Source organism: Shimia sp. FJ5 (assembly GCF_032918335.1).
Classification (GTDB): Bacteria; Pseudomonadota; Alphaproteobacteria; order Rhodobacterales; family Rhodobacteraceae; genus Shimia; species Shimia aestuarii_A.
Map to the genome: position 1 here is coordinate 209,960 of NZ_JAWJUV010000002.1, position 20,262 is coordinate 230,221.

A 20,262-nucleotide genomic window follows, 5' to 3' on the forward strand; every position below is an offset into this window, starting at 1 on the left:
CGAAGGGTCATGCGTGGAAGTTGGGGTTCTCGCCCAATGCGCCTTGTTGGGGTGATGGCACCGCGGCGATACGCGACCTTGGCCAGGACACCTCGATAATGGCGCCGGTGGGACGCGCGCGACCACTGGAAGACCGTCCCTCCCCTGGCCCATTCGCAAAACTCAACTCGGCACCGCTGCGCTCCAGAAGGGTCTTGGCGATAAACAGACCAAGGCCCATGCCTTCGTAGCCCGGTCGTTGCTTGCGGTCTCGCTCGGAGCGGCGACTGCTCACAAAGGGGTCTCCGATCCGGCCAATCAGATGCGCGGGAAAGCCGCGCCCGTCGTCCATGATACGCAAGGTGATCCGGTCCTCAGTCCACGCGGATTCGACCCAGACGTTCTCATGAGCGAAATCGACGGCATTCTGTATCAGGTTGCGCAGCCCGTGGATGATCTCGGGGCGACGTTCAATATCGGGCGGAAGATCGGTCAAATCCTGTTCGGCAGCGGTCTCGAAATGTACCATTTTTCCGCGATCGAGATGGGGTTCGGCCGCCTCGTCGATGACTGCGGAAAGCGGCGCGGTGTGGATGTGTAGATCGTCCTTTCCGGCGCGCCCCATGGAGTGCAAGATCTCACGGCATCGATTGGCCTGATCTCGGATCAAAGCGGCGTCTTCGGCAAGATCAGGACGGTCGGACAGCTCATCCAACAGTTCGGCGCTTGCGAGCTTGATCGTTGCAAGCGGCGTTCCAAGCTCGTGCGCGGCAGCGGCGACGACCCCCCCAAGATCCGTGAGCTTCTGTTCCCGCGCGAGTGCCATTTGCGTTGCGGCCAAAGCTTCGGACATAGACGCCATTTCGGAAACCACACGACGGGAATAGAGCGACGAGAACAAGACAGAAATCACGATGGCAGCCCAGATACCAAACAGGAACAGCTCTGGCATCGCGAGCACGAGCCCGCTCTCGGTGCGTAGCGGCACATGCAGCGGTAGCAGCAAGGTCACAACGGCGATCGCAATTGATGCCATGATGACCGTAGATCGGATCGACAAGACAGATGCGGAAATCGTCACAGGGCCGAGAACAAGGATCGAGAACGGATTGTTCAGGCCACCAGTTAGCGACAGCAGCAAACAGAGTTGCAGCAAGTCGAAAAGGATCATCGACAGGTTTTCGCGCTCCGAAAGAAGCTTGTTCTCAGGAAAGACGAACATGGCGATGAGGTTGACGACGACGGACGCACCAACGACGAGAAAACACAAACCGTATTCAAGGCTCAGCGAGAAAAGCAGGTGCGCGGCAATCAGTGTCGCGACCTGTCCGGCGACAGCGATCCAACGCACCATGATGATTGTACGGAGCCGAATCCAATTTCCACGGCTTTCCTCGGAAATCAGGTTTGCGGAAAAATCGGTCATTTGCGCGCCTTTGTCACTTGCCGTTTGCCGTGCAATTGTTAGGTGTCGTGCGTCCACCAATCAACCAAGGATAAAGCACCATGTCGCGCAGTATCTCTATTGTGGCTCTCGTTCTGGTTATCGGGGCGCTTGGTGCGTCTTGGTACGTGACACGCACCCCCGAAAGCGACGACCAGTTTGCGCAATGTCGTATGGGTGCGGTTGCCGGTGGAAGCTCAGTCATTGGTGGGCCGTTCGAGCTTGTGTCTGAGACGGGCGAGACGGTAACCGACAAGGACGTGATCACCGAGCCGTCCCTACTCTACTTCGGGTATACGTTCTGCCCGGATGTCTGTCCGCTTGATACGGCGCGTAACGCGGAGGCGATCACGCTTCTCGAAGAGCGTGGCCAGATGGTTCAGCCGGTCTTTATCTCGGTCGACTCTGATCGCGATACGCCGGAAACCATGGCGGAGTTCACCGACATCATGCATCCCCGCATGCTTGGTCTGACGGGGTCGGCGGAGCAAGTCAAAGCCGCGAGCCAGGCCTACCGGACCTACTACAAGAAGCAAGATGATGGTGATCCGGAGTACTTCCTGATCGACCACTCGACCTTCTCCTATCTGGTCCTGCCTGAGCATGGGTTTGTCGAGTATTTCAAGCGCGACCTGACGCCGGAGCAGATGGCGGACAGGATTGGGTGTTTCATTTCAAAGATGTAGTGATGCCGCATCGTTTGACCCACCGCGTCTCGCAAGCTAATACTTGGGAAATTCGTTGGGAGAACAAGAACGAATGGCGGGAGACAACATGAAAGAACTCGGTTCGGACAAGTCGCTTCTTCTGGTCGACGACGACGAACCGTTTCTGCGTCGGCTTGCTAAGGCTATGGAAAAGCGTGGTTTCGAGGTCGAGACTGCGGGGTCCGTGGCGGCGGGTAAGGCGATTGCAACGGCGCGTCCACCTGCTTATGCGGTTGTCGATCTGCGGCTTGAAGATGGCAACGGGCTCGACGTGGTCGAGGTGTTGCGAGAGAAGCGCGAGGACTGTCGCGTTGTTGTTCTGACGGGCTATGGCGCGATCGCGACGGCGGTTGCGGCGGTCAAGATCGGAGCCACGGATTATCTCTCTAAGCCCGCGGATGCGCAGGATATTATGAACGCGTTGCTGAGCTCCGAGGATGAGCTTCCTCCCCCGCCGGAGAACCCGATGAGCGCGGACCGCGTGCGTTGGGAACATATCCAGCGGGTGTATGAGCTATGTGACCGGAATGTCTCGGAAACGGCGCGGCGGCTCAACATGCATCGTCGGACATTGCAGCGTATTCTCGCCAAGCGCTCGCCGCGGTAATTTCCATGGCTTAGAGCCTAAAACCAACGTCGGTATTACGTCGGTATTGCATATGTATCGCGTCTGTGGGCGGTCTTGGCGTTGTGGATTCACGAGGCTTTCGAAAACCTTACCGTTAGTCCTTTAGATCGAACCGCTTGAGGCATTTGTCGACGGTGGACCCATCCGCCAGCGCAATCCCCTCGAGCCGCCGGTAATCGCGAAATCCCCGGCTTTGGTAGTAGGTCAGCCCGCCCGTATTGTCGGCGCGGATGTTGGCGTTGATCCAGTCATAACCAAGATCGAGCGCGGCCTGTTTCGTGGCTTCGAACAGGCGAGAGCCGATGCCGAGCCCGGTTTGGCCGACCCGCACGAAGGTTGCGATGTCACAGGCATCGGGTGGCAGATCAGGATAAGGCCCGATCCATTGGAACCCGAGGCAGGTGCCAGATTCATCCTCGGCCAGATGCCAAGCACCACGATCACCATGTCCGGCCATCTTCTCGGCGAGATAGGTGCCGGTGACGGGGTCGGTCAGCGCGGTGGTGCCCCCTTGCGCGATGATTTCATTCAGAAGCTCTGCCATGAGGCGGGCATCGGAAGTGCTTGCGCGGCGAATATGGATCGTCTTGGACATGATCAGAACCTATATTTCTGCCAGCAGAGCGCTATGACGTTCAGTGAAGCAACGCCGAACCTCGACCGGCGGGCGCAGGCGGATGGAGAGGCCCTTGGTCAGCTTGTGATCGAGCTTGCCGAAGATCTTGTTGGCTTCTGCGACGGTGAAGCCGGCGATCTCGGTCGCCTCTAGCCAAGCGCTCAGAGTGTCGGCCTTCTTGATCTGGCGTTTTATCTGAACCGGAGTCGTCGCGGGCAGGCCAAAGCGGATATGGATCGCCGCAGCAAGCCGTTTGTCGAGTTCGTTGTAGCCCGGGCCAACAGCGGCCTTCACCGGAGAGATCATATCACCGATCACGTATTCCGGCGCATCATGCAAGAGCGCGGCCAGGCGCCATTTGGCTGGGGCGGCGGGGTTCATCCGCGTGAAGATCTCTTCGACAAGCAGCGAATGCTCGGCCACGGAATAGGCGAAGTCACCATGGGTTTGGCCGTTCCATCGGGCCACAAAGGCAAGCCCGTGGGCGATGTCCTCAATCTCGATATCAACCGGAGTCGGGTCAAGCAGGTCGAGCCTTCGGCCCGAGAGCATACGTTGCCATGCGCGGCTCATGTAAACACCTCAAAATCGTCTCTAAACCGGCCAGAAAGAGGCCTAAGCTGCCGTGTCAGGCGCAGATCGTCATAGCGCATTTTCAGCGCGATACGCGCCTTGCCAAGGCGGGAATGCGACGGCACTTCTGGTTGTGGCCTGTCTGGGAAGTGAGCGGCCATGAAATCGGCATAGCCTTTGACGATCTCGCTTGGATAGTGCAGCTGATTGCCGTTCGTATTGTAGGGCTTGTAGGGGCCGACATAGTGAATGATGCGCGGCGCCGCCTCTGCGGTAAAGCGATGATACCAGAGCGCGCCTTGCCAATTCCAATGCGGGTGAAGCTCGGCCCATTCATGGCGCAGAGTCAAGTTCACCAGCGATTGATCGTGGTGAATGAAGGGCGCCATTGTCTCGTTTGTGCGCAAGAGGCGTGCGAGAAGGCCACGGCGATTGAACGCTTCGGTGTCGATCAGCATCACGCCGCCGTTCATGTAGGCCCCGCGACCAAGATCGCGTGATTTGAATTCGTGGATGGATCGGTCGATCTCCGTCCATTGCTGTTTGTCACGCACGCCGCCGATTGCATGCGGTCCAAGGTCAAGCAGATCGAAGTCCGAGAGGCTGGGATCGACGATATCTGTGTCGGTATCGACATAGAGGATGCGCTCATAGGTGTCGGCAAAGGCTTTGGGGAGCCAGAGGCGGAGAAAGGCGGTGATCGGGAGATGCCTTTCGCGCACGCCTGCGGCCTTCAGATGGTCGGTATAGTCCAGATGAACGGGTTTGATCCCGAGATCGAGAAAATACCGCGGCAAAGCGATCGGGCTCAGGCTACAGACGAGGATATCAAACCGGCGGTCGGGATTGAGCAGAGCAGCCCGTGACGCGCTAAAGAGCGCGCTTGGCAACGCGTTGTCATCTGCGCAGTAGATGAGGGCATTCTGATGCTCTGGGTCAACGTGCGCAGGTTTCATGTTGGGCCTTCCGGATTTGCCCGCAATGGGTATCGCAGGGTCGCCGCTGTCGCAACGGTGTTCATGCCTCAGAGGCGGGTCTCAAAGGCATCGGTATGGCGCTTCATCAGTTTGCGGAAGTGACGATATGCGAGGGCGCTATCGACGAGCCCCTTGATTTGAGCGGGGATCGACGGACGTAGCCCGCCGTAGTGATTGGTCTCAAATCGGTGAATGCTGTCTTCGAGGGAGAGGAAGGTGGCGTATTCCTCGACAATGGGACCGGAGAAATTTGTTGGGCGTCGAGCCGCGTCCCATGGTTTCGGGGCACCTCCGAAATGGTGCAGGAGGGGATCTGCGCGCTCTGTCAGTCCGGGAAAACGGCTTGTCCATTGCCAGTTCCAACGCGGCGAGAGTTCTGCCCAGTGTCCCTTGGTCGCGAGGTTGATGAGCGATTGGTCATGGTGTTGAAGCTTGGCCCCTGCCCTATGGATTTCCAGCATCTGACCAAGAAGATTACGCGCATTGTAGCCTTCGACATCGAACAGACAGACCCCCGCGTTGAGATAGCGTCGGACGTTCATCCCCTGCGCCGCGAAGTCGAGAATGGGGCGGTTCGGGTTCTCCCACTGCATCTTGTCGAGTGCGGCGGCGAGCACATGCGGGCCAAGATCCACTTCGAAGAGGTGAGACAGGTCTGGGGATACGAGATAGGTATCGGCGTCGAGGTAGAGGAGGCGGTCATAGCGCAGCCTCAGCGCGTCCGGGAGCCAAAGGCGCAGATAGGTGATCAGCGGTAGCCAGATCTGTGGCAGGTTCTCGGCGCTGATCTTGTCATGCAGGTCAAAAACCACGTTGCGGATACCCAGGGCAGATAGGTGCGCAGGAATGGCGAGCGGCTCAAAACTACAGATCAGGATGTCGAAATCGCGCGGCTTTGCGACGGTGGCGACTTTCCACGCAGAGAATAGAGCAATCGCGCGTTCACGCTCGTCTACGGTATAGACGAGAGCCTTGCGCATGGTCGAAGACGGATTGTCCACGGGGATCTCCGGTCTTTTTCCAGGCAAGTATGTCCTGTGGGGGGCGTATGTGACAATCCCTGAGGGTGGTTTGCCTTTCATCCCCGTGTCGCGCGGGCCCGCCATTGTCCAAGGGGCGGGTCGGTGCTATCTGGTGCGCAAAGCTATGGATCAAAGGAGCTGGGCGCGATGGCGACCGATTATATTGTCAAGGATATCAACCTCGCGGAATTTGGCCGCAAGGAGCTTGATATCGCGGAAACGGAAATGCCGGGCCTGATGGCGCTGCGCGAGGAATACGGCGACGAGAAGCCGCTTAAAGGCGCGCGCATTGCCGGATCGCTTCATATGACCATCCAGACTGCGGTTCTCATCGAGACGCTGGTCGCGCTTGGCGCGGATGTGCGCTGGGCGTCGTGCAACATCTTCTCGACCCAAGACCACGCGGCAGCAGCGATTGCTGCGGGCGGCACCCCGGTCTTTGCGGTGAAGGGCGAGACGCTTGAGGAGTATTGGGACTACGCGGACAAGATCTTCATGTTTGAAGAAGGCGGCGCGAACATGATCCTCGACGATGGCGGCGATGCGACGCTCTATATCCTGATGGGTGCGCGCGTTGAAGAAGGCGAGACCGACCTCATCGAGAACCCGCAGTCGGAAGAAGAGGTCGCCCTTTTCGCACAGATCAAAAAGCGCATGGCAGAAACCCCCGGTTGGTTTGTCAAGCAGCGTCATATGATCAAAGGTGTGACCGAGGAAACTACGACTGGTGTGCATCGTCTCTATCAGATGATGGAAAAAGGCCACCTGCCCTTCCCCGCGATCAACGTGAACGACAGTGTCACCAAGTCGAAGTTCGACAACAAGTACGGCTGTAAAGAGAGCCTCGTCGACGGCATCCGCCGCGCGACCGATACCATGATGGCTGGTAAGGTCGCCGTGGTGTGTGGTTATGGCGACGTGGGCAAGGGTTCGGCGGCGTCTCTTCGTGGTGCAGGCGCACGTGTGAAAGTGACCGAGATTGACCCGATTTGCGCGCTTCAGGCGGCGATGGATGGTTTCGAGGTTGTCACGCTTGAGGAAGCTGTTCCGACCGCGGACATCTTCATCACCACCACCGGCAACAAGGACATCATCCGCATCGAGCATATGCGCGAGATGAAGGATATGGCGATTGTCGGCAACATCGGCCATTTCGATAACGAGATTCAGGTCGCGAGCCTCAAGAACCACAAATGGACGAACATCAAGGATCAGGTGGACATGATCGAGATGCCTTCGGGCGCGCGGATCATCCTTCTTTCGGAGGGTCGCCTTCTCAACCTTGGCAACGCGACGGGGCACCCGTCCTTCGTCATGTCGGCTTCGTTCACCAACCAGGTTCTGGCGCAGATCGAGCTCTGGCTGCGTGGCGAGAACTACGAGAACGAGGTCTACATCCTGCCGAAGCATCTCGACGAGAAAGTCGCGCGTCTGCACCTTGAGCGGATCGGTGTGAAGCTTTCGCAACTGAGCCAGGAGCAGGCGGATTATATTGGCGTGTCGCCGGAAGGCCCCTTCAAGCCGGAGCACTATCGCTACTAAGCGCCTCGACAGATCAAGATGTGCCATCCGCTTGCTTGAGCGGGTGGCATTTTTTGTTTGTACCGACGTCAGAAAGCCGCATCAGAGAAAAGGTGCGGTTTCTTATGACATTTAGAACACAGATACCCTGTTTCGCTTTTGGGCCTCCCCCGCTGCGTTGACAGGGTGCCAGTCCTTGGTAAGAGAAGCGCATCAGCCAGATCTCAGGCCTTTCCCGCGTGCAGCGCCGGAAACCCCAAGACTCCAGCAATCCACATATCGAAGACCTCTCAGGTTCAATGCCCCCTCGTTCGAAGGGATTGCAACGCATTTCCCAGGCCCGGTCTCCTGCTGTCTTTTGCGCGATTATTTGTGCGGGCAGCACGTCAAAAGGGGAATGAAATGACGTTTAAGAACAGGTTGGGCAGCACGACTGCCATTGCTCTGGGTCTGGCCGTGCTTGGCCATGCGGTGCACGCAGAAGAGCCGACAATCCTTCTTGATGCTGTGATTATCGGCTATGAGGAAGACGGCACACCGATCACCGCCGGAAGCAACACCACCGGTCTTGATGCAGAAGACCTTACCGCGCAGGGCGGCACGATCGCGATCGATGATATCCTGCGCACCCAGACCTCGGTTTTCACCCAGCATGACCCGGCCAACCCCGGCGTCGCAGTGAACATCCGCGGGTTCGAAGGCTCCGGCCGGGTATCGACCATGGTCGACGGGGTGCCACAGAACTTCCGCTACACCGGGCACGCGGCGCAAGGGTTGACCTATGTCGATGAGAACCTCCTAGCGGGGATCGATATCACGCGTGGCGCGACGACAACGAAGGGCGGCGGCGGCATCGCCGGATCGGTCAACTTCCGCACGATCTCGGCGCGGGATGTTGTCGATGGTGAAGGTTTCGGCGGCCTGCTGCGGTTTAGCTATGGCAACAACCAGAATAGCAAGTCTTCGATGATTGCGACGGCCTATGCCGATGATACGGCCGAGGCGCTTGTCGCGTTTAGCCGTCATGACGCGGATAACTTTGAAGATGGCAGCGGCGCCACCCGCAACTTTACCTACAAGGACAACTGGTCCGGCCTGATCAAGCTTGGCTACAATCTCGACGATCGTCAGAAGATCAGCTTTTCGGCGATGCAGTACAACGCCGATTTTGCCGCAAACAGCTATGAGCAAGACCTAACCAGCAGCACGTTTACCTTTGGGTACGGCTTTAATGCCGGTGACGGTCTGATCAATCTCGATGTGAACCTGTTCCTCGCCGATATCGAGACTGAATACCTGCGATATGTCGGCACATCGCCTTTCGGTGGCGGCTCGGTCGGGCGGATCATGCAGACCCGCACGACAGGGTTTAACGCGACCAACATCTCCGAGTTTGCGCCCGGTGCCTGGGATGTTGTGAGCATCAATGGTGTTGAATACTCCCGTGACAAGCTTGCGGGTTCGAACTCAGGTGTGAACCCGGCCAATGGCGATGCGCGCCGTGCCGCGATCTTTACCGAGAATATCTTTACCCGAGCCGCATGGGAGATCACCGCCGGCTTGCGCTATGATTCCTATTCGCTTGAAGGGTCAACCACGAGCGGTACGCTTGATACCAGCCATGGCTCGCTCAATCCCAAACTCACCGTGGCCTACTGGGCGACAGATTGGTTCCAGCCTTACGCGACCATCTCGCGCGCCTCGCGGTCTCCAACGCTTCAGGAAACCATGCTTGGCGGCACGCATCCGGGCGGTGGCACCGGCGGCATGGTCGGAAACCCGGAGCTTCGCCCCGAGATTTCGACGGGCTTTGAGCTTGGCTTCAACATCGAGCGGAGCGGCCTTTTGCAGGAGGGCGACCGCCTTTCCGGGCGCGTGAACTACTATCGCATGAATGTCGAAGACTACGTGATTGCGACGCCGGGCTTCACCAACGCTTGGGGCGCAACCGGCTATGCATTTACAAACGTTCCCGGCACGACACAGACCAGCGGCGTCGAGGTTCAGCTTGATTACGAAGCAGAGCTTTATGACCTTGGGCTTTCGTTCACCAAGAACGATAGCAAGCTGCCCGCGCAGTTGGCCGGTCTCGGCACTGGGCAGTATCTCCCCGACAGCACGTGGAGCCTGCGTGCGGCGCGTCACTTCCTCGATGATACGCTGACCGTTGGCGGCCAATACAACTATACGTCGGGTGGTCTTTATACGGCGCCTTACTCCGGGGTCGCGACGCAGCGCGATGCGAGCTACAGCCTTGTCGATATCTTCGCGAGCTACAAAGTGAACGAGAGCTTCACGGTGCACGCAAAGGTCTCGAACCTGTTCGACAAGACCTATGTGCCGTGGCTTGGCGATGACCAAACCGGCCCCGGCCGCAGCATCTATATCGGCGGCGAAGCGCGCTTCTGATCGACGCCGTAGCCCCGGCGACTTGGTTGTGGGCAAGAGGTTTGAACGGGCGGGCCGGGGAATTCCCGGCCCGTTTGCATTTCGGTGGGCGGCGATCTCAAGCCCCTCGAGATGGCGGAATACGGGGAAAAGACCCCGGCCATTTCCCTTGTGTGGTGAGACAGAACGTTTAACGTTGATGCCAAGCCGTGCTGGCTTTGCTACGATTTCGTGGGACTTTCCGACAAAAGGAGAATTGAAGATGGGTAAACGCGACGACTTGATTGAGAAATACGCGGATGATCTGCGCAACAAATGCGGGATGCAGCCAGACATGGATCTGTTGACGAAAGTGACCATTGGCTGTGGTCCGGCGATCTACAACGATGACGCCTCGACCGTTGCGGCGACGCAAGAGAGCGAGCTTGAGACCGTCAAAGACAACTACCTTGTCAAGAAGCTCGGTCTGTCGGATGGGCCGGAGCTCATGGATGCGATCAACAAGGTGCTCGATACCTATGGCCGCTCTGAGCGCAACAAGTACCGCGCCGTGGTCTATTACATGCTCTGCAAGCATTTCGGTAAGGAAGCCATTTACGGCTAAGTCCTCCCGAACGGTTTTCCGGAACGCCTGCTTTTGGTTAAGCGGGCGTTTCTTTTTTGCGTGGGTTTCTAAAGACTTCGGATTTGGCGAAATGCGCCAGATTGGGTAATGTCAGGAAGAAGGCTAGGACGGCCGGAACCAATATACGGATCACGTGTGGTGAGTAGGGAGCACGTGGGGTAACGGAGGTTCTGGCCGGGGGTAAACGGGCAGAGCCTCCGTTTGTATTTTCCTCAGAGGCCGCCCATCTCGCAGATGATCGCCCATTCCTCGTCGCGCACTGGCTGTACCGAGAGGCGCGAGTTCTTCACCAACACCATTTCGGCAAGGCGCGGATCGGACTTGATCATGTCGAGTGTGACAGGCGCGGGGACGCTTTCAACGGCCTTGATATCGACGCATTCCCAGCGGGGATCATCGGTTGTGGAATCCGGATGGACCTCGGCGATGACCTCAACGATGCCGACGACGGATTTCTCCTTGAGCGAGTGATAGAAGAAGCCGCGATCGCCGATCTTCATCTCGCGCATGAAATTGCGGGCCTGATAGTTGCGCACGCCATCCCATTCCTCGCCCGTGTCCCCCTTGGCAAGCTGATCCTGCCAGCCCCAGGTGTTTGGTTCGGATTTGAAGAGCCAATATGCCATCAGCCCAGAACCTTGTTCCATGGCTTGAGTTCGACCGAGGCAAAGAGATCGGCCTTCTTGTAGGGGTCGTTGGCGGCCCAGTCCTGTGCCTCTTCGAGCGTCATGTTCAGGATCACGAGAGAGCCGCACATCTCGCCGTTCTCGTCCAGAAACGGACCGGCCATCTCCACGGCGTCGGTTGCTTTGAGATAGGCGACATGGGCGTCGCGGTTGGCCTTGCGAATGTCGAGTGCGCCGGGTTTGTCTTTGGCGATGAGGGCGATTTTCATGCGTGTTCCTCTTTTGGGGGGCGGGAAAGCAGGTGTTCCATGGCCTGCTGAATCTCAAGGGAGCCGTCGAGAAGCGCAGTCACGGCGGCAGTAATCGGCATGTCGATGCCAAGCGCGTTGGCGCGGTCAAGCACGGCGCGGGCAGTTGTGGCGCCCTCAACCGTTATTGACGGATCAAAGGGCTCACCGCGTCCAAGGGACAGACCGAAGCGGTAATTTCGCGACAGATCGGAGGTGCAGGTCAGGGCGAGATCGCCAAACCCAGAAAGCCCGGCGAGCGTCTCGGGGCGCGCACCAAGGGCACCGGCCATGCGCTTCATCTCGGCATAGCCGCGGGTCATGAGTGCGGCGCGGGCGCTTTCGCCCAGTTCCGCGCCGATGGTCGCCCCGCAGGCGATCGCGATGACGTTCTTCAAAGCTCCGCCAAGCTCGGCCCCGATGGTGTCGGTGGTGCGATAAATACGCAAGTTGGGCGTTGTTAGAGCCTGTTGCAGGGTTTTCCCAACGGCTGCGTCCTCGACGGCGAGTGTCAGGGCGGTGGGCAGACCTCGGGCGATATCGGCAGCAAAACTCGGTCCGGTGAGGATCGCGGCGGTCGCCTTGGGGGCGCAGGCCTCGATGACGGCGACAGGGCCAAGCTGTGTTGATAGCTCGACGCCTTTGCAGCAGGCGACGAGCGTGTGCCCATCCAAAAGCGGATGCGTCAGAAGCAGGTTGCGCAGGCGTTGCATCGGAACTGCGAGGAGCATCGTTCCGGCGGTGGCTTGGGTGATATCCGAGGTAACAGTGATGGCGTCCGGCAGGGTCAGGCCCGGAAGGCGACGCGCGTTTTCACGGTTTTCCTGCATGTCGCGGGCGTGATCGGGATCGCGGGACCAGAGCATGACCGGAATGCCCGTCCGGGCGAGCGAAATCGCCAGTGCGGTCCCGAAGGCTCCTGCGCCGATGACGCTTATGCTCATGCCTTGGCCCCTTTCTTGCCCGATCCGAGAAGCGCGGGCGCGGTTTGGTCGAGCGGCCAGCGCGGGCGGGCCGCCAATGTCATGTCATCTTTGGCGCCTTTGGCAAAGCGTTCAAGCCCCGCGTAAGCGATCATCGCGGCGTTATCGGTGCAAAGGGCAAGCGGAGGGGCGGTGAACGTCACGCCGCGTTCACCGCAATCAGTCTCTAACCTTGCCCGAATGGCGGTATTTGCGGCGACGCCACCAGCCACCGCGAGGAGCGGTTCGGTTGGTATCTCGGTCAGATAGATATCGAGCGCACGGCGGGTCTTCTCGGACAGGACATCGACGACGGCGGCCTGAAAACCGGCACAGAGGTCGGCGCGGTCTTGTTCCGTGAGGCCGCCCTTTTCGGCGACGAGCGCATCGCGGGCGCGTAGGAGGGCCGTCTTGAGGCCGGAGAAAGACATGTCACATCCGGGCCGATCAAGAAGCGGGCGCGGGAAGCGAAAGCGCTTGGCGTCGCCTTTTGCGGCCTCGGACTGAACCGAGGGGCCACCGGGCTGTGGAAGACCAAGGAGGCGGGCGGTCTTGTCAAAGGCTTCGCCGGGGGCGTCATCAATCGTTCCGCCAAGACGCGAGAAATCTTCGGGGCCGCGCGCGATCAAGAATTGGCAATGTCCGCCAGAGACCAGCAGCATCAGGTAGGGAAAGGCGACCTGATCGGTCAGTCGCGGCGTGAGCGCATGGCCCGCGAGGTGATTGACGCCGATGAGCGGGATGCCAAGGCCTGCGGAAAGCCCCTTGGCGACCATGACGCCCGAAAGGACGCCTCCGATGAGGCCCGGCCCGGCTGTCACGGCAACCGCATCAAGGTCGGCCAGTGTCAGGTTCGCCGTGGTGAGCGCCTCTTCTACGCACAAGTCAAGCTTTTCGGCATGGGCGCGGGCCGCGATCTCGGGGACGACACCGCCAAAAGCCGCGTGGAGATCGGTTTGACCTTTCACGATGGAGGCAAGAATCTCGGGGGCCGCGCCTGGTGTGGCGCGCAGGATCGCGGCGGCCGTGTCGTCACAGCTGCTTTCGAGGCCTAGAAGGATCGTTTCGGTGTTCTCGTTCATGTTCAATGCCGTTGCGCGCCCTTGCACTGGCAGGTAACACCGAAAGGAGCCCTGAACAATGCTGGCCATACTGATGCGTGATGCCCAAGTTCCGATCCTTCTAACACGTCCGCAAGACGCGTCAGAGCGGTTTGAGGCGCGTCTTCGGGCCGAGGGGATCACTGCGCCAGTGGTGTTTTCACCGGTCTTGCGGATCGAACCCAGTGTGGTTTCGCTTCCTGCGCGGATGGCGGGGGCGATCTTTACATCGAAAAACGGAGTCGCCTCTGTCGAGGGGCGCGGCCTTCCGGCGTGGTGCGTCGGAGAGGCGACAGCCGCAGCGGCCAATGCCAAAGGGTGGCAGGCGCGCGCCGCGGGGGGCGATGCGGAGTCGCTCTTGCGGCGGATTCTGGCCGATGCGCCTCGTGGGCCGCTTGTTCATTTCCGTGGGGCGCACGCGCGCGGGGATGTGGCGGCGCGGCTTCAGGAAGCCGGGATTGAGACCATGGATATGGTCGTTTATCGGCAGGAGGCAGAGCCGTTGAACGCCGAGGCAAAAGAGCTATTGGGGCGGGAAAAGCCCCTTATACTTCCCCTTTTTTCACCGCGCAGCGCGGCGCAGGTTGCGAAAGCGGGGCCGTTTCATGCACCGCTTTTTATTGTCGCGATGAGCGAGGCGGTGGCAGAGGAGGCGCGCTCCCTCTCGCCAAGGCGCATGATCGTGACCCCCGAGCCGCATGCTGATTTCATGGTCGCGGGGATAAAACAGTTTGCAGATGCAGCGTGCCGCATTGAGACTGATGGGGACAGTGCCTAGACTTGAGTGAGGCGCGACACAGCGAAACCGGATTCGAAAGGGTTAGATCGGGTGGCCAAGTCAGACAAGACCGACACATCGCAAGAGACCGAACACGACGAAGACGCCGTGAAGACTGAGGAAGTCGAGAACGAGGTCACGGAGGCCGAGATCGTTGAAGAGACGGAGGCAACCGATGAAGAGGCCCCGCTTCTAATCGAAGAGCCGCAGGCGGAAGATGAGGCATCTGGCGAGGAAGAGTCTACCGAAGAGGCGGCACCAGAAGAGACCCCCGCCGAAGAACAGCCGCAACCAGCAGACGCTAAGCGTGGTGGTTTTGTTCCCACGGTGATTGGTGGTGTCGTGGCGGCCGGGATCGGATTTGGCGCGGCAACCTACATGCAATCGCAGGGGCTTTTGCTTGGGGCCGATGAAGACGCGCTTGCCGCAATCGATGCACGGATCGCGGCACAACAAGAAGAAATCGACGGGCTGCGCGCAGGGCAAGGCGATATCGCTGCAAATGCGGAAAGTGCGGTTGCCGCGAGCACAGATGCCAAAGCCCTTGAAGCGCGGATTGATGGGCTTTCAGAGCGGGTCGAGTCGGTGGCGCAACACGTTATCACGCTTGGTGCGCGACTGACCGAAGCGGAGAAACGCCCGATGAGCGACGGCCTTTCGGCCTCGGCCATCGAAGCCTATGAGCGCGAGGTTGAAGAGCTTCGGGCGCAGGTCGCGGCGCAGCTCGAAGAGGCGGAAACGCTCAAGGCCAATAGCGAACAGACAGCGCGTAGCACGCTTGTTCAGGCGGCGCTGACGCGCGTGATGGCGGCGCTCGACTCGGGGGCGTCTTATGAGGCGGCGCTTATCGATCTCGCCAATGCGAGCGGCGAAAGCGTTCCGGCGGCCCTTGCAGATCCGGCGGCGGATGGGGTTCCGACCTTGCCCGCCCTGATCGACGCCTTCCCGGATGCCGCGCGGGCCGCGCTGGCAGAGGCGCGCAAAGACCAAAGCGCGGAAGACACCGGGAGCCGTATTGGAGCATTCCTCAAGGCGCAGCTTGGTGCACGGTCGGTGACCCCAAAAGAAGGGGATGACCCGGACGCGATCCTGTCGCGCGCGGAGGCCGCCCTCAAGGGCGGGAAAATCGATGAAGCTCTGGCCGAGATCGACGCCCTTCCGCAAGAAAGCAAGGCTCAGATGGCGTCCTGGCGTGAGTCTGCAGAGATACGCGCCGCCGCACTGGCCGCCGCAGAAGCCCTTGCCCAGGGCCTGACCGATTAATCAAAGGACATTTCATGCTCTGGTCGCTTGTTAAAATCCTTCTTTTCGTAGCCGCTATTGCCGGCCTGACCTATGGCGCTGGCTGGCTCATGGAGAGCGATGGCGGTGTGATGATCACCGTCGCCGGGGTGGAATACACGCTCGGGCCGCTTCAAGCGGTGATCGCGCTCGTCGCTCTTGTGGTGCTGTGCTGGCTTCTGTTCAAGCTCATGTCGTTTCTTGTTGCGGTGCTGAAGTTCCTGAATGGCGATGAAACGGCGATCAGCCGATATTTCGACCGCAACCGCGAGAAGAAGGGGTATCAGGCGCTGGCCGATGGTCTTTTGGCGCTTGCTTCTGGCGAGGGCGCGACGGCGATCGACAAGGCGCGCAAGGCAGAGCGCTATCTTGGCAAACCCGAGCTGACCAACCTTCTGACGGCGCAGGCGGCAGAGATGTCGGGCGACCGCAAGAAGGCGACCGAGGTCTACAAGAAGCTGCTTGCCGATGACTCGACCCGCTTTGTCGGGGTGCGCGGGTTGATGAAACAGACCCTTTCCGAGGGCAAGACGGACGCGGCGCTCAAGCTTGCCAAGACGGCCTTTGCGCTCAAGCCGAGACACGAGGAGACGCAGGATACGCTATTGCGGTTGCAGGCGGATACTGGCGATTGGGCCGGGGCGCGTGCAACGCTTGGCGCGAAATTGCGTCATGGCAGCCTGCCACGCGATGTGCACAAACGCCGCGATGCGGTCCTGGCGCTTTCGGAGGCCAAGGACATCCTTGATGAAGATGCGTCGGTTGAAGCGCGCGAGAAGGCGATTGAGGCGAACAAACTTTCGCCCGACCTCATCCCCGCAGCGGTGATGGCGGCACGCAGCTATATCAGCCAAGGCAAGGCGCGCAATGCCTCGCGTCTATTGCAGAAAACATGGCAGGCCCAACCGCATCCCGATCTTGCTGCGGCCTATGCAGAGATCGCGCCGGACGAAGACCCGGCGGCGCGGATCAAACGGTTCAAGACACTCATCAAGGGCAATAAGGACCATGCCGAGAGCCAGATGCTCATGGCAGAACTCAACATTGCGGCAGAGGATTTCCCGGAGGCGCGCCGTGCGCTGGGCGATCTTTATGAAACAGACCCGACAACCCGGTCGTTGACCATCATGGCGGCGATCGAGCGGGGCGAAGGCGCGAAGGATGCGGTTGTCAAAGGTTGGCTTGCGCGGGCCCTGACTGCACCGCGCGGTCCGCAATGGGTCTGTGACAAGTGCCACCATATCCACGCGGATTGGGCGCCGGTTTGTGAGAACTGCAAGGCGTTCGACACGCTTGCATGGACGGCGCCGCCAGAATCGGAGGTTCGGAGCGCGACCGGGGTCGAGATGTTGCCGCTTATCGTTGGCGCGCTTGAGGATCAAAGCGACGATGACCTCGAGGATGAGGACGCCCCGATAGAGGCGGAGATCGTGGACGAGGACGATTTCGCGCCGCGAGAGCCCGACGAGGAAGAGGAAAACTATGCGCCCGAGGCGACGCCCGCGGTGCAGCCGGGCTTTGTCGAAAAATAACGCTTTTCCAGCGCGCGTCGGGGTGCTATGAGCGCCCCGCGTGTGCCGCTGTAGCTCAGCTGGTAGAGCAACGCATTCGTAATGCGTGGGTCGGGGGTTCGAGTCCCTTCAGCGGCACCATTTTCCGAGACACTTCGGAAGCACCTTCTTTCATATGACGTTTTGATCGTGATGCGCCCCAGACGCGGGGCGCTATTTAATTCCTGCGCGCATGAAGCTTTGGACGAATTGGCGCTGGAACAGGAGGAAGGCGATCAACAGCGGCGCGGAGGTCATCAGGGTCGCGGCGTTGATGACAGACCATTCGATGCCAGAGTCTGAGGTTGAGAAGATGCTTAATCCGACAGTGACGGGCCGGGTTTCCTCAGAGTTTGTGACGATCAGCGGCCAGAGGAAATTATTCCAGTGGTGGCTTACCGAGACGAGACCGTAGGCGAGGTAGATCGGCTTGGCGAGGGGCACGTAGACACGCCAGAGGATCGAGAGCGCCCCGGCTCCTTCGATGCGCGCGGCATCGTCAAGTTCGCGGGGCACGGTCATGAAGCTTTGGCGGATCAGGAAGACACCAAAGCCTGAGGCGATATAGGGCAAGGCGATGGCGGAAATCGTATCAACGAGGCCGAGGGACCGGATCATCCTGTAGTTCTCGACGATCAGGATATCGGGCATAACCAGCAATTGTAGCAGGACCAGTGTAAAGAGGATGTCGCGGCCCGGAAAGCGATAGCGGGCAAAGGCGTAGGCCGCGAGGGTGCAGAGGATGAACTGACCGATGAGGATCGTCGTGACGAGGATAAAGGTATTGAGGAAGTAGCGCGCGAAGGGCGCGGCATCCCAAGCTTTCACAAAGTTCTCAAGGCTCAGGGGCGCGGTCAGAACAAAGCGCGCCTCGTAGGCGGCGGGGTGAATCGCGGTCCAGATCGCATAGATCAGGGGAAGCACCCAAAGCAGAGCAAGTAGGATGGCGGCGGCATTGCTTAGCCACCGATCGAGGGAGGTCATTTGTAGTGCACCTTTCGATCGAAGAAAAAGAACTGCCCAATGGCGAGGAGGCAGAGCAGTGCAAGCATGACCACCGTCAGCGTCGCGCCGTAGGCGGTATCCCAGAAACGGAACGAGGTTTCGTAGATGTAGAACAGGAGGAGGGATGAGGCGTTATCCGGTCCGCCGCCTGTCAGGATGAAGATGTGATCGACGAGGCGGAAGGAGTTGATGACCGCGTTGACCGAAACAAAGAGCGTTGTCGGCATCAAGAGCGGGAAAGTGATGCGGCGGAAGATGGTCCAGCCATTTGCGCCCTCGATCCGGGCCGCTTCGGTGAGTTGCGGCGGGATGGTTTGTAGTGCGGCGAGGTAGAAGATCATGAAGAAGCCCGCCTCTTTCCAGATTGTCACAACCATGATCGCGGCAAGGGCGGTGTCCGGTTCGCCAAGGAGATTGGTCTGACCATAGCCGAAGAGGCCGATGACCTGATCTATGAGCCCAAAGCCGGGCGTGTAGAAGAAGAGCCAGATATTAGCGACTGCGATGAGCGGAAGGACAGTCGGCGTGAAATACGCCATGCGGACGAAGCCTCGGCCCATGAATCGACGATTGACGAAGAGCGCCATGGCAATGGCGAGGGCGATTGAGGTTGGGATGGTGCCAAGCGCGAACCAGAGGTTGTTGGTCAGAACCTTCCAGAAGATCGGGTCATTCAGGAGGCGTTCGTAATTGTCGAGGCCGACGAACATGGCTGGGCGACGACCCCGTGGGGTCGAGAAGAAGCTGTTCCAGATCGTGGTTATGGCAGGCAAGTGCGTGAAAAGCACAAGAAACGCCATTGCTGGCAGGACGAGAAGCCAGCCATGTATCCAGTCGCGTCGCGTCATCGAGGCCTCCGGGAGGGGTGGCGGGCCCGCGAACAGGCCCGCCCATGGGGTTATTGGCCCACGCGGTAGGGTTTCAGGATGGCGTCGGCCTGCGCCTGGGCTTCCTGAAGGGCGGTGGCGGGGTCTTTCTGACCGGTGATCGCAGCAGCAAGAGCATCGTTGAAGATGCGGGTGATGCGCTGGTTCTGGTAGGTCGACAGTTCAGCCACAGCGAACTCGAGCTGGTCACGGGCGACGAGGACCGGCGGGAAGTCCTTGGCATAGGCCTTCATGGTGTCAGTGTCCCAAGTTGCCGGACGCGGAGCGACATAGCCGGTTGCCATGGTCCATTTGGCGGATTGTTCCGGCTCGGTGATCCACTTGATGAAGTCGACCGATGCGGAAAGCTGTTCGTCCGACGTGCCTTTGAAGAGGTAGAAGTTGCCGCCGCCGGTCGGGGCGCCACGGCGCTTGTTGGCGGGCAACATGGCGACGCCGAAATCGAACGGAGCGTTCTTGCGCACGTTGGTAAGGTTGCCAGTGGTGGTCCACATCATCGCGGTTTGACCTTCGAAGAAGGCTTTGGGTGTTGCGCCCCATTCAACGATGCCCGGCTCCATGACGCCGTGCTCTTCGCTCAGGGAGACGAGATACTCGAGCGCCTCAACGACTTTGGGGTCGTCGAAGTTGGTCTGGTTGCCGTCCGAATTGGCAAGGATCACGTCATTCTGTGTCGTGAGGCCTTGGAAGAGCCAGTAAGGGAAACCGGAGGTCGGGATGCGCACGCCCCATTGCGAGACGTTGCCGTTCGCGTCGCGCTTGGTCAGGGCTTTGCCCATCTCGACCATCTCGGTCCAGTTGGCGGGGGGCGTGTTCGGATCGAGGCCTGCCGCGGCGAAGGCTTCTTTGTTCCAGTAGAGAACCGGAGTCGAACGCTGGAACGGGATACCGTAGGTCTTGCCGCCCGTCTGACTGTTTTCCATGAAGGCAGGATAGAAGCTATCGAGCCAGGCTTGGTCTTCTTCGGTCTTGATGAAGTCGTCAAAGGGCAGGATCAGGTCTTCGTCGATCAGCGTGAACATATCGACCGACAGAGCCACGGACAGCTGCGGGGCGTTGCCGCCGCGCGAGGCGGTGATCACTTTGGTGATGGTGTCCTGATAAGAACCTGCATAGACGGCGTCGATGTTCACGCCGGGGTTCAGTTCCATGTATTCCTTGGTCAGGCTTTCGATGGTTTCGGCAGCACCGCCGCCTACGGCGACAGGGAAGTAGAATTGCAGGTCGGTGGCTTTGGCGGGGAGAGTCCCGGCAATGGCCATGGCCGCAGTCATTGCGGCGCCTTGGAAGAACTTCGCAAACATGA

20 protein-coding genes and 1 tRNA gene are annotated in these 20,262 nt (G+C 59.6%); 9 read left to right on the forward strand and 12 right to left on the reverse strand.

All coding sequences use genetic code 11. The annotated features are described in order from the left end of the window. Positions 1 to 7: 7 nt before the first annotated feature. The gene (gene regB / locus R1W01_RS07565; RefSeq protein WP_243613432.1) at positions 8 to 1,405 is read right to left on the reverse strand and encodes a sensor histidine kinase RegB; all 1,398 of its coding nucleotides are present in this window, start codon (positions 1,403 to 1,405) and stop codon (positions 8 to 10) included. 80 nt (positions 1,406 to 1,485) lie between these two features. On the opposite strand from regB, the gene R1W01_RS07570 reads away from it, so the two are divergent. Further along, entirely contained in the window at positions 1,486 to 2,109 is a 624-nt protein-coding gene (locus tag R1W01_RS07570) for an SCO family protein (RefSeq protein WP_243613431.1), read from the forward strand. Between the two features lie 73 nt (positions 2,110 to 2,182). Then, positions 2,183 to 2,737, forward strand: coding sequence for an ActR/PrrA/RegA family redox response regulator transcription factor (locus R1W01_RS07575; protein WP_243613430.1), 555 nt, complete (start codon positions 2,183 to 2,185; stop codon positions 2,735 to 2,737). A 115-nt stretch (positions 2,738 to 2,852) separates the two neighbouring features. Here the strand turns inward: R1W01_RS07575 and R1W01_RS07580 are convergent, their stop codons facing one another. The 4 genes from R1W01_RS07580 to R1W01_RS07595 form a co-directional block, all read right to left on the reverse strand. Next, positions 2,853 to 3,353, reverse strand: coding sequence for a GNAT family N-acetyltransferase (locus tag R1W01_RS07580; RefSeq protein ID WP_243613429.1), 501 nt, complete (start codon positions 3,351 to 3,353; stop codon positions 2,853 to 2,855). A gap of 9 nt (positions 3,354 to 3,362) precedes the next feature. Beyond that, entirely contained in the window at positions 3,363 to 3,947 is a 585-nt protein-coding gene (locus tag R1W01_RS07585; protein ID WP_243613428.1) for an HD domain-containing protein, read from the reverse strand. Beyond that, a complete protein-coding gene (locus R1W01_RS07590; RefSeq protein ID WP_297754697.1) occupies positions 3,944 to 4,903 on the reverse strand; it encodes a glycosyltransferase family 8 protein in 960 nt (319 codons plus the stop codon). The genes R1W01_RS07585 and R1W01_RS07590 overlap by 4 nt, the downstream gene beginning before the upstream one ends. A gap of 68 nt (positions 4,904 to 4,971) precedes the next feature. Continuing rightward, entirely contained in the window at positions 4,972 to 5,925 is a 954-nt protein-coding gene (locus tag R1W01_RS07595) for a glycosyltransferase family 8 protein (protein ID WP_297754695.1), read from the reverse strand. Positions 5,926 to 6,093: 168 nt separating this feature from the next. On the opposite strand from R1W01_RS07595, the gene ahcY reads away from it, so the two are divergent. The 3 genes from ahcY (at position 6,094) to R1W01_RS07610 (ending at position 10,459) form a co-directional block, all read left to right on the forward strand. Further along, the gene (ahcY, locus tag R1W01_RS07600; RefSeq protein ID WP_297754693.1) at positions 6,094 to 7,488 is read left to right on the forward strand and encodes an adenosylhomocysteinase; all 1,395 of its coding nucleotides are present in this window, start codon (positions 6,094 to 6,096) and stop codon (positions 7,486 to 7,488) included. A 381-nt stretch (positions 7,489 to 7,869) separates the two neighbouring features. After that, positions 7,870 to 9,876, forward strand: a complete 2,007-nt coding sequence (locus tag R1W01_RS07605; protein ID WP_297754691.1) for a TonB-dependent receptor domain-containing protein — start codon at positions 7,870 to 7,872, stop codon at positions 9,874 to 9,876. A gap of 241 nt (positions 9,877 to 10,117) precedes the next feature. Next, a complete protein-coding gene (locus R1W01_RS07610; RefSeq protein WP_243613423.1) occupies positions 10,118 to 10,459 on the forward strand; it encodes a DUF2853 family protein in 342 nt (113 codons plus the stop codon). Positions 10,460 to 10,692: 233 nt separating this feature from the next. Here R1W01_RS07610 and R1W01_RS07615 read toward each other — a convergent pair whose 3' ends face one another. Genes R1W01_RS07615 through tsaD form a run of 4 tightly spaced genes read right to left on the reverse strand, consistent with a single transcriptional unit; the run spans position 10,693 to position 13,437 of the window. Next, positions 10,693 to 11,106 (reverse strand): EVE domain-containing protein, encoded by a 414-nt coding sequence (locus R1W01_RS07615; protein ID WP_297754686.1) that lies wholly within the window; start codon positions 11,104 to 11,106, stop codon positions 10,693 to 10,695. Next, positions 11,106 to 11,375: a YciI family protein gene (locus tag R1W01_RS07620; RefSeq protein WP_297754684.1), complete on the reverse strand. Its 270-nt coding sequence runs from the start codon at positions 11,373 to 11,375 to the stop codon at positions 11,106 to 11,108. The genes R1W01_RS07615 and R1W01_RS07620 overlap by 1 nt, the downstream gene beginning before the upstream one ends. Next, entirely contained in the window at positions 11,372 to 12,337 is a 966-nt protein-coding gene (locus R1W01_RS07625; protein WP_297754682.1) for an NAD(P)H-dependent glycerol-3-phosphate dehydrogenase, read from the reverse strand. The genes R1W01_RS07620 and R1W01_RS07625 overlap by 4 nt, the downstream gene beginning before the upstream one ends. Continuing rightward, positions 12,334 to 13,437, reverse strand: coding sequence for a tRNA (adenosine(37)-N6)-threonylcarbamoyltransferase complex transferase subunit TsaD (gene tsaD / locus R1W01_RS07630; RefSeq protein ID WP_297754678.1), 1,104 nt, complete (start codon positions 13,435 to 13,437; stop codon positions 12,334 to 12,336). The genes R1W01_RS07625 and tsaD overlap by 4 nt, the downstream gene beginning before the upstream one ends. 58 nt (positions 13,438 to 13,495) lie before the next feature. On the opposite strand from tsaD, the gene R1W01_RS07635 reads away from it, so the two are divergent. The 4 genes from R1W01_RS07635 (at position 13,496) to R1W01_RS07650 (ending at position 17,166) form a co-directional block, all read left to right on the forward strand. Continuing rightward, positions 13,496 to 14,233 carry a uroporphyrinogen-III synthase gene (locus R1W01_RS07635; protein WP_297754675.1) on the forward strand — a complete coding sequence of 246 codons (738 nt, stop codon included), beginning with the start codon at positions 13,496 to 13,498 and terminating at the stop codon, positions 14,231 to 14,233. Positions 14,234 to 14,284: 51 nt separating this feature from the next. Next, positions 14,285 to 15,496 carry a hypothetical protein gene (locus R1W01_RS07640; RefSeq protein ID WP_297754672.1) on the forward strand — a complete coding sequence of 404 codons (1,212 nt, stop codon included), beginning with the start codon at positions 14,285 to 14,287 and terminating at the stop codon, positions 15,494 to 15,496. Positions 15,497 to 15,510: 14 nt separating this feature from the next. Further along, a complete protein-coding gene (locus R1W01_RS07645) occupies positions 15,511 to 17,046 on the forward strand; it encodes a heme biosynthesis protein HemY (protein WP_297754669.1) in 1,536 nt (511 codons plus the stop codon). A gap of 44 nt (positions 17,047 to 17,090) precedes the next feature. After that, positions 17,091 to 17,166, forward strand: a tRNA-Thr gene (locus tag R1W01_RS07650). Positions 17,167 to 17,238: 72 nt separating this feature from the next. Here the strand turns inward: R1W01_RS07650 and R1W01_RS07655 are convergent. From R1W01_RS07655 to R1W01_RS07665, 3 genes are read right to left on the reverse strand one after another with little or no spacing between them, the layout of a single operon-like run. Further along, the gene (locus R1W01_RS07655; RefSeq protein WP_297754615.1) at positions 17,239 to 18,048 is read right to left on the reverse strand and encodes a carbohydrate ABC transporter permease; all 810 of its coding nucleotides are present in this window, start codon (positions 18,046 to 18,048) and stop codon (positions 17,239 to 17,241) included. Beyond that, a complete protein-coding gene (locus R1W01_RS07660) occupies positions 18,045 to 18,917 on the reverse strand; it encodes a carbohydrate ABC transporter permease (protein WP_243611647.1) in 873 nt (290 codons plus the stop codon). Before R1W01_RS07660 ends, R1W01_RS07655 begins: the two co-directional genes overlap by 4 nt. A 50-nt stretch (positions 18,918 to 18,967) precedes the next feature. Beyond that, the gene (locus R1W01_RS07665) at positions 18,968 to 20,260 is read right to left on the reverse strand and encodes an ABC transporter substrate-binding protein (protein WP_411028152.1); all 1,293 of its coding nucleotides are present in this window, start codon (positions 20,258 to 20,260) and stop codon (positions 18,968 to 18,970) included. Positions 20,261 to 20,262 lie beyond the last annotated feature (2 nt).

Coding starts and splice junctions, on each gene's coding strand:
- R1W01_RS07580 (WP_243613429.1), bottom strand. CDS start 3,353: ATGTCCAAGACGATCCATATTCGCCGCGCAAGCACTTCCGATGCCCGC.
- R1W01_RS07590 (WP_297754697.1), bottom strand. CDS start 4,903: ATGAAACCTGCGCACGTTGACCCAGAGCATCAGAATGCCCTCATCTAC.
- R1W01_RS07635 (WP_297754675.1), top strand. CDS start 13,496: ATGCTGGCCATACTGATGCGTGATGCCCAAGTTCCGATCCTTCTAACA.
- R1W01_RS07585 (WP_243613428.1), bottom strand. CDS start 3,947: ATGAGCCGCGCATGGCAACGTATGCTCTCGGGCCGAAGGCTCGACCTG.
- R1W01_RS07660 (WP_243611647.1), bottom strand. CDS start 18,917: ATGACGCGACGCGACTGGATACATGGCTGGCTTCTCGTCCTGCCAGCA.
- R1W01_RS07605 (WP_297754691.1), top strand. CDS start 7,870: ATGACGTTTAAGAACAGGTTGGGCAGCACGACTGCCATTGCTCTGGGT.
- R1W01_RS07620 (WP_297754684.1), bottom strand. CDS start 11,375: ATGAAAATCGCCCTCATCGCCAAAGACAAACCCGGCGCACTCGACATT.
- R1W01_RS07665 (WP_411028152.1), bottom strand. CDS start 20,260: ATGTTTGCGAAGTTCTTCCAAGGCGCCGCAATGACTGCGGCCATGGCC.
- R1W01_RS07615 (WP_297754686.1), bottom strand. CDS start 11,106: ATGGCATATTGGCTCTTCAAATCCGAACCAAACACCTGGGGCTGGCAG.
- regB (WP_243613432.1), bottom strand. CDS start 1,405: ATGACCGATTTTTCCGCAAACCTGATTTCCGAGGAAAGCCGTGGAAAT.
- R1W01_RS07610 (WP_243613423.1), top strand. CDS start 10,118: ATGGGTAAACGCGACGACTTGATTGAGAAATACGCGGATGATCTGCGC.
- R1W01_RS07625 (WP_297754682.1), bottom strand. CDS start 12,337: ATGAGCATAAGCGTCATCGGCGCAGGAGCCTTCGGGACCGCACTGGCG.
- R1W01_RS07570 (WP_243613431.1), top strand. CDS start 1,486: ATGTCGCGCAGTATCTCTATTGTGGCTCTCGTTCTGGTTATCGGGGCG.
- R1W01_RS07575 (WP_243613430.1), top strand. CDS start 2,183: ATGGCGGGAGACAACATGAAAGAACTCGGTTCGGACAAGTCGCTTCTT.
- ahcY (WP_297754693.1), top strand. CDS start 6,094: ATGGCGACCGATTATATTGTCAAGGATATCAACCTCGCGGAATTTGGC.
- R1W01_RS07645 (WP_297754669.1), top strand. CDS start 15,511: ATGCTCTGGTCGCTTGTTAAAATCCTTCTTTTCGTAGCCGCTATTGCC.
- R1W01_RS07655 (WP_297754615.1), bottom strand. CDS start 18,048: ATGACCTCCCTCGATCGGTGGCTAAGCAATGCCGCCGCCATCCTACTT.
- tsaD (WP_297754678.1), bottom strand. CDS start 13,437: ATGAACGAGAACACCGAAACGATCCTTCTAGGCCTCGAAAGCAGCTGT.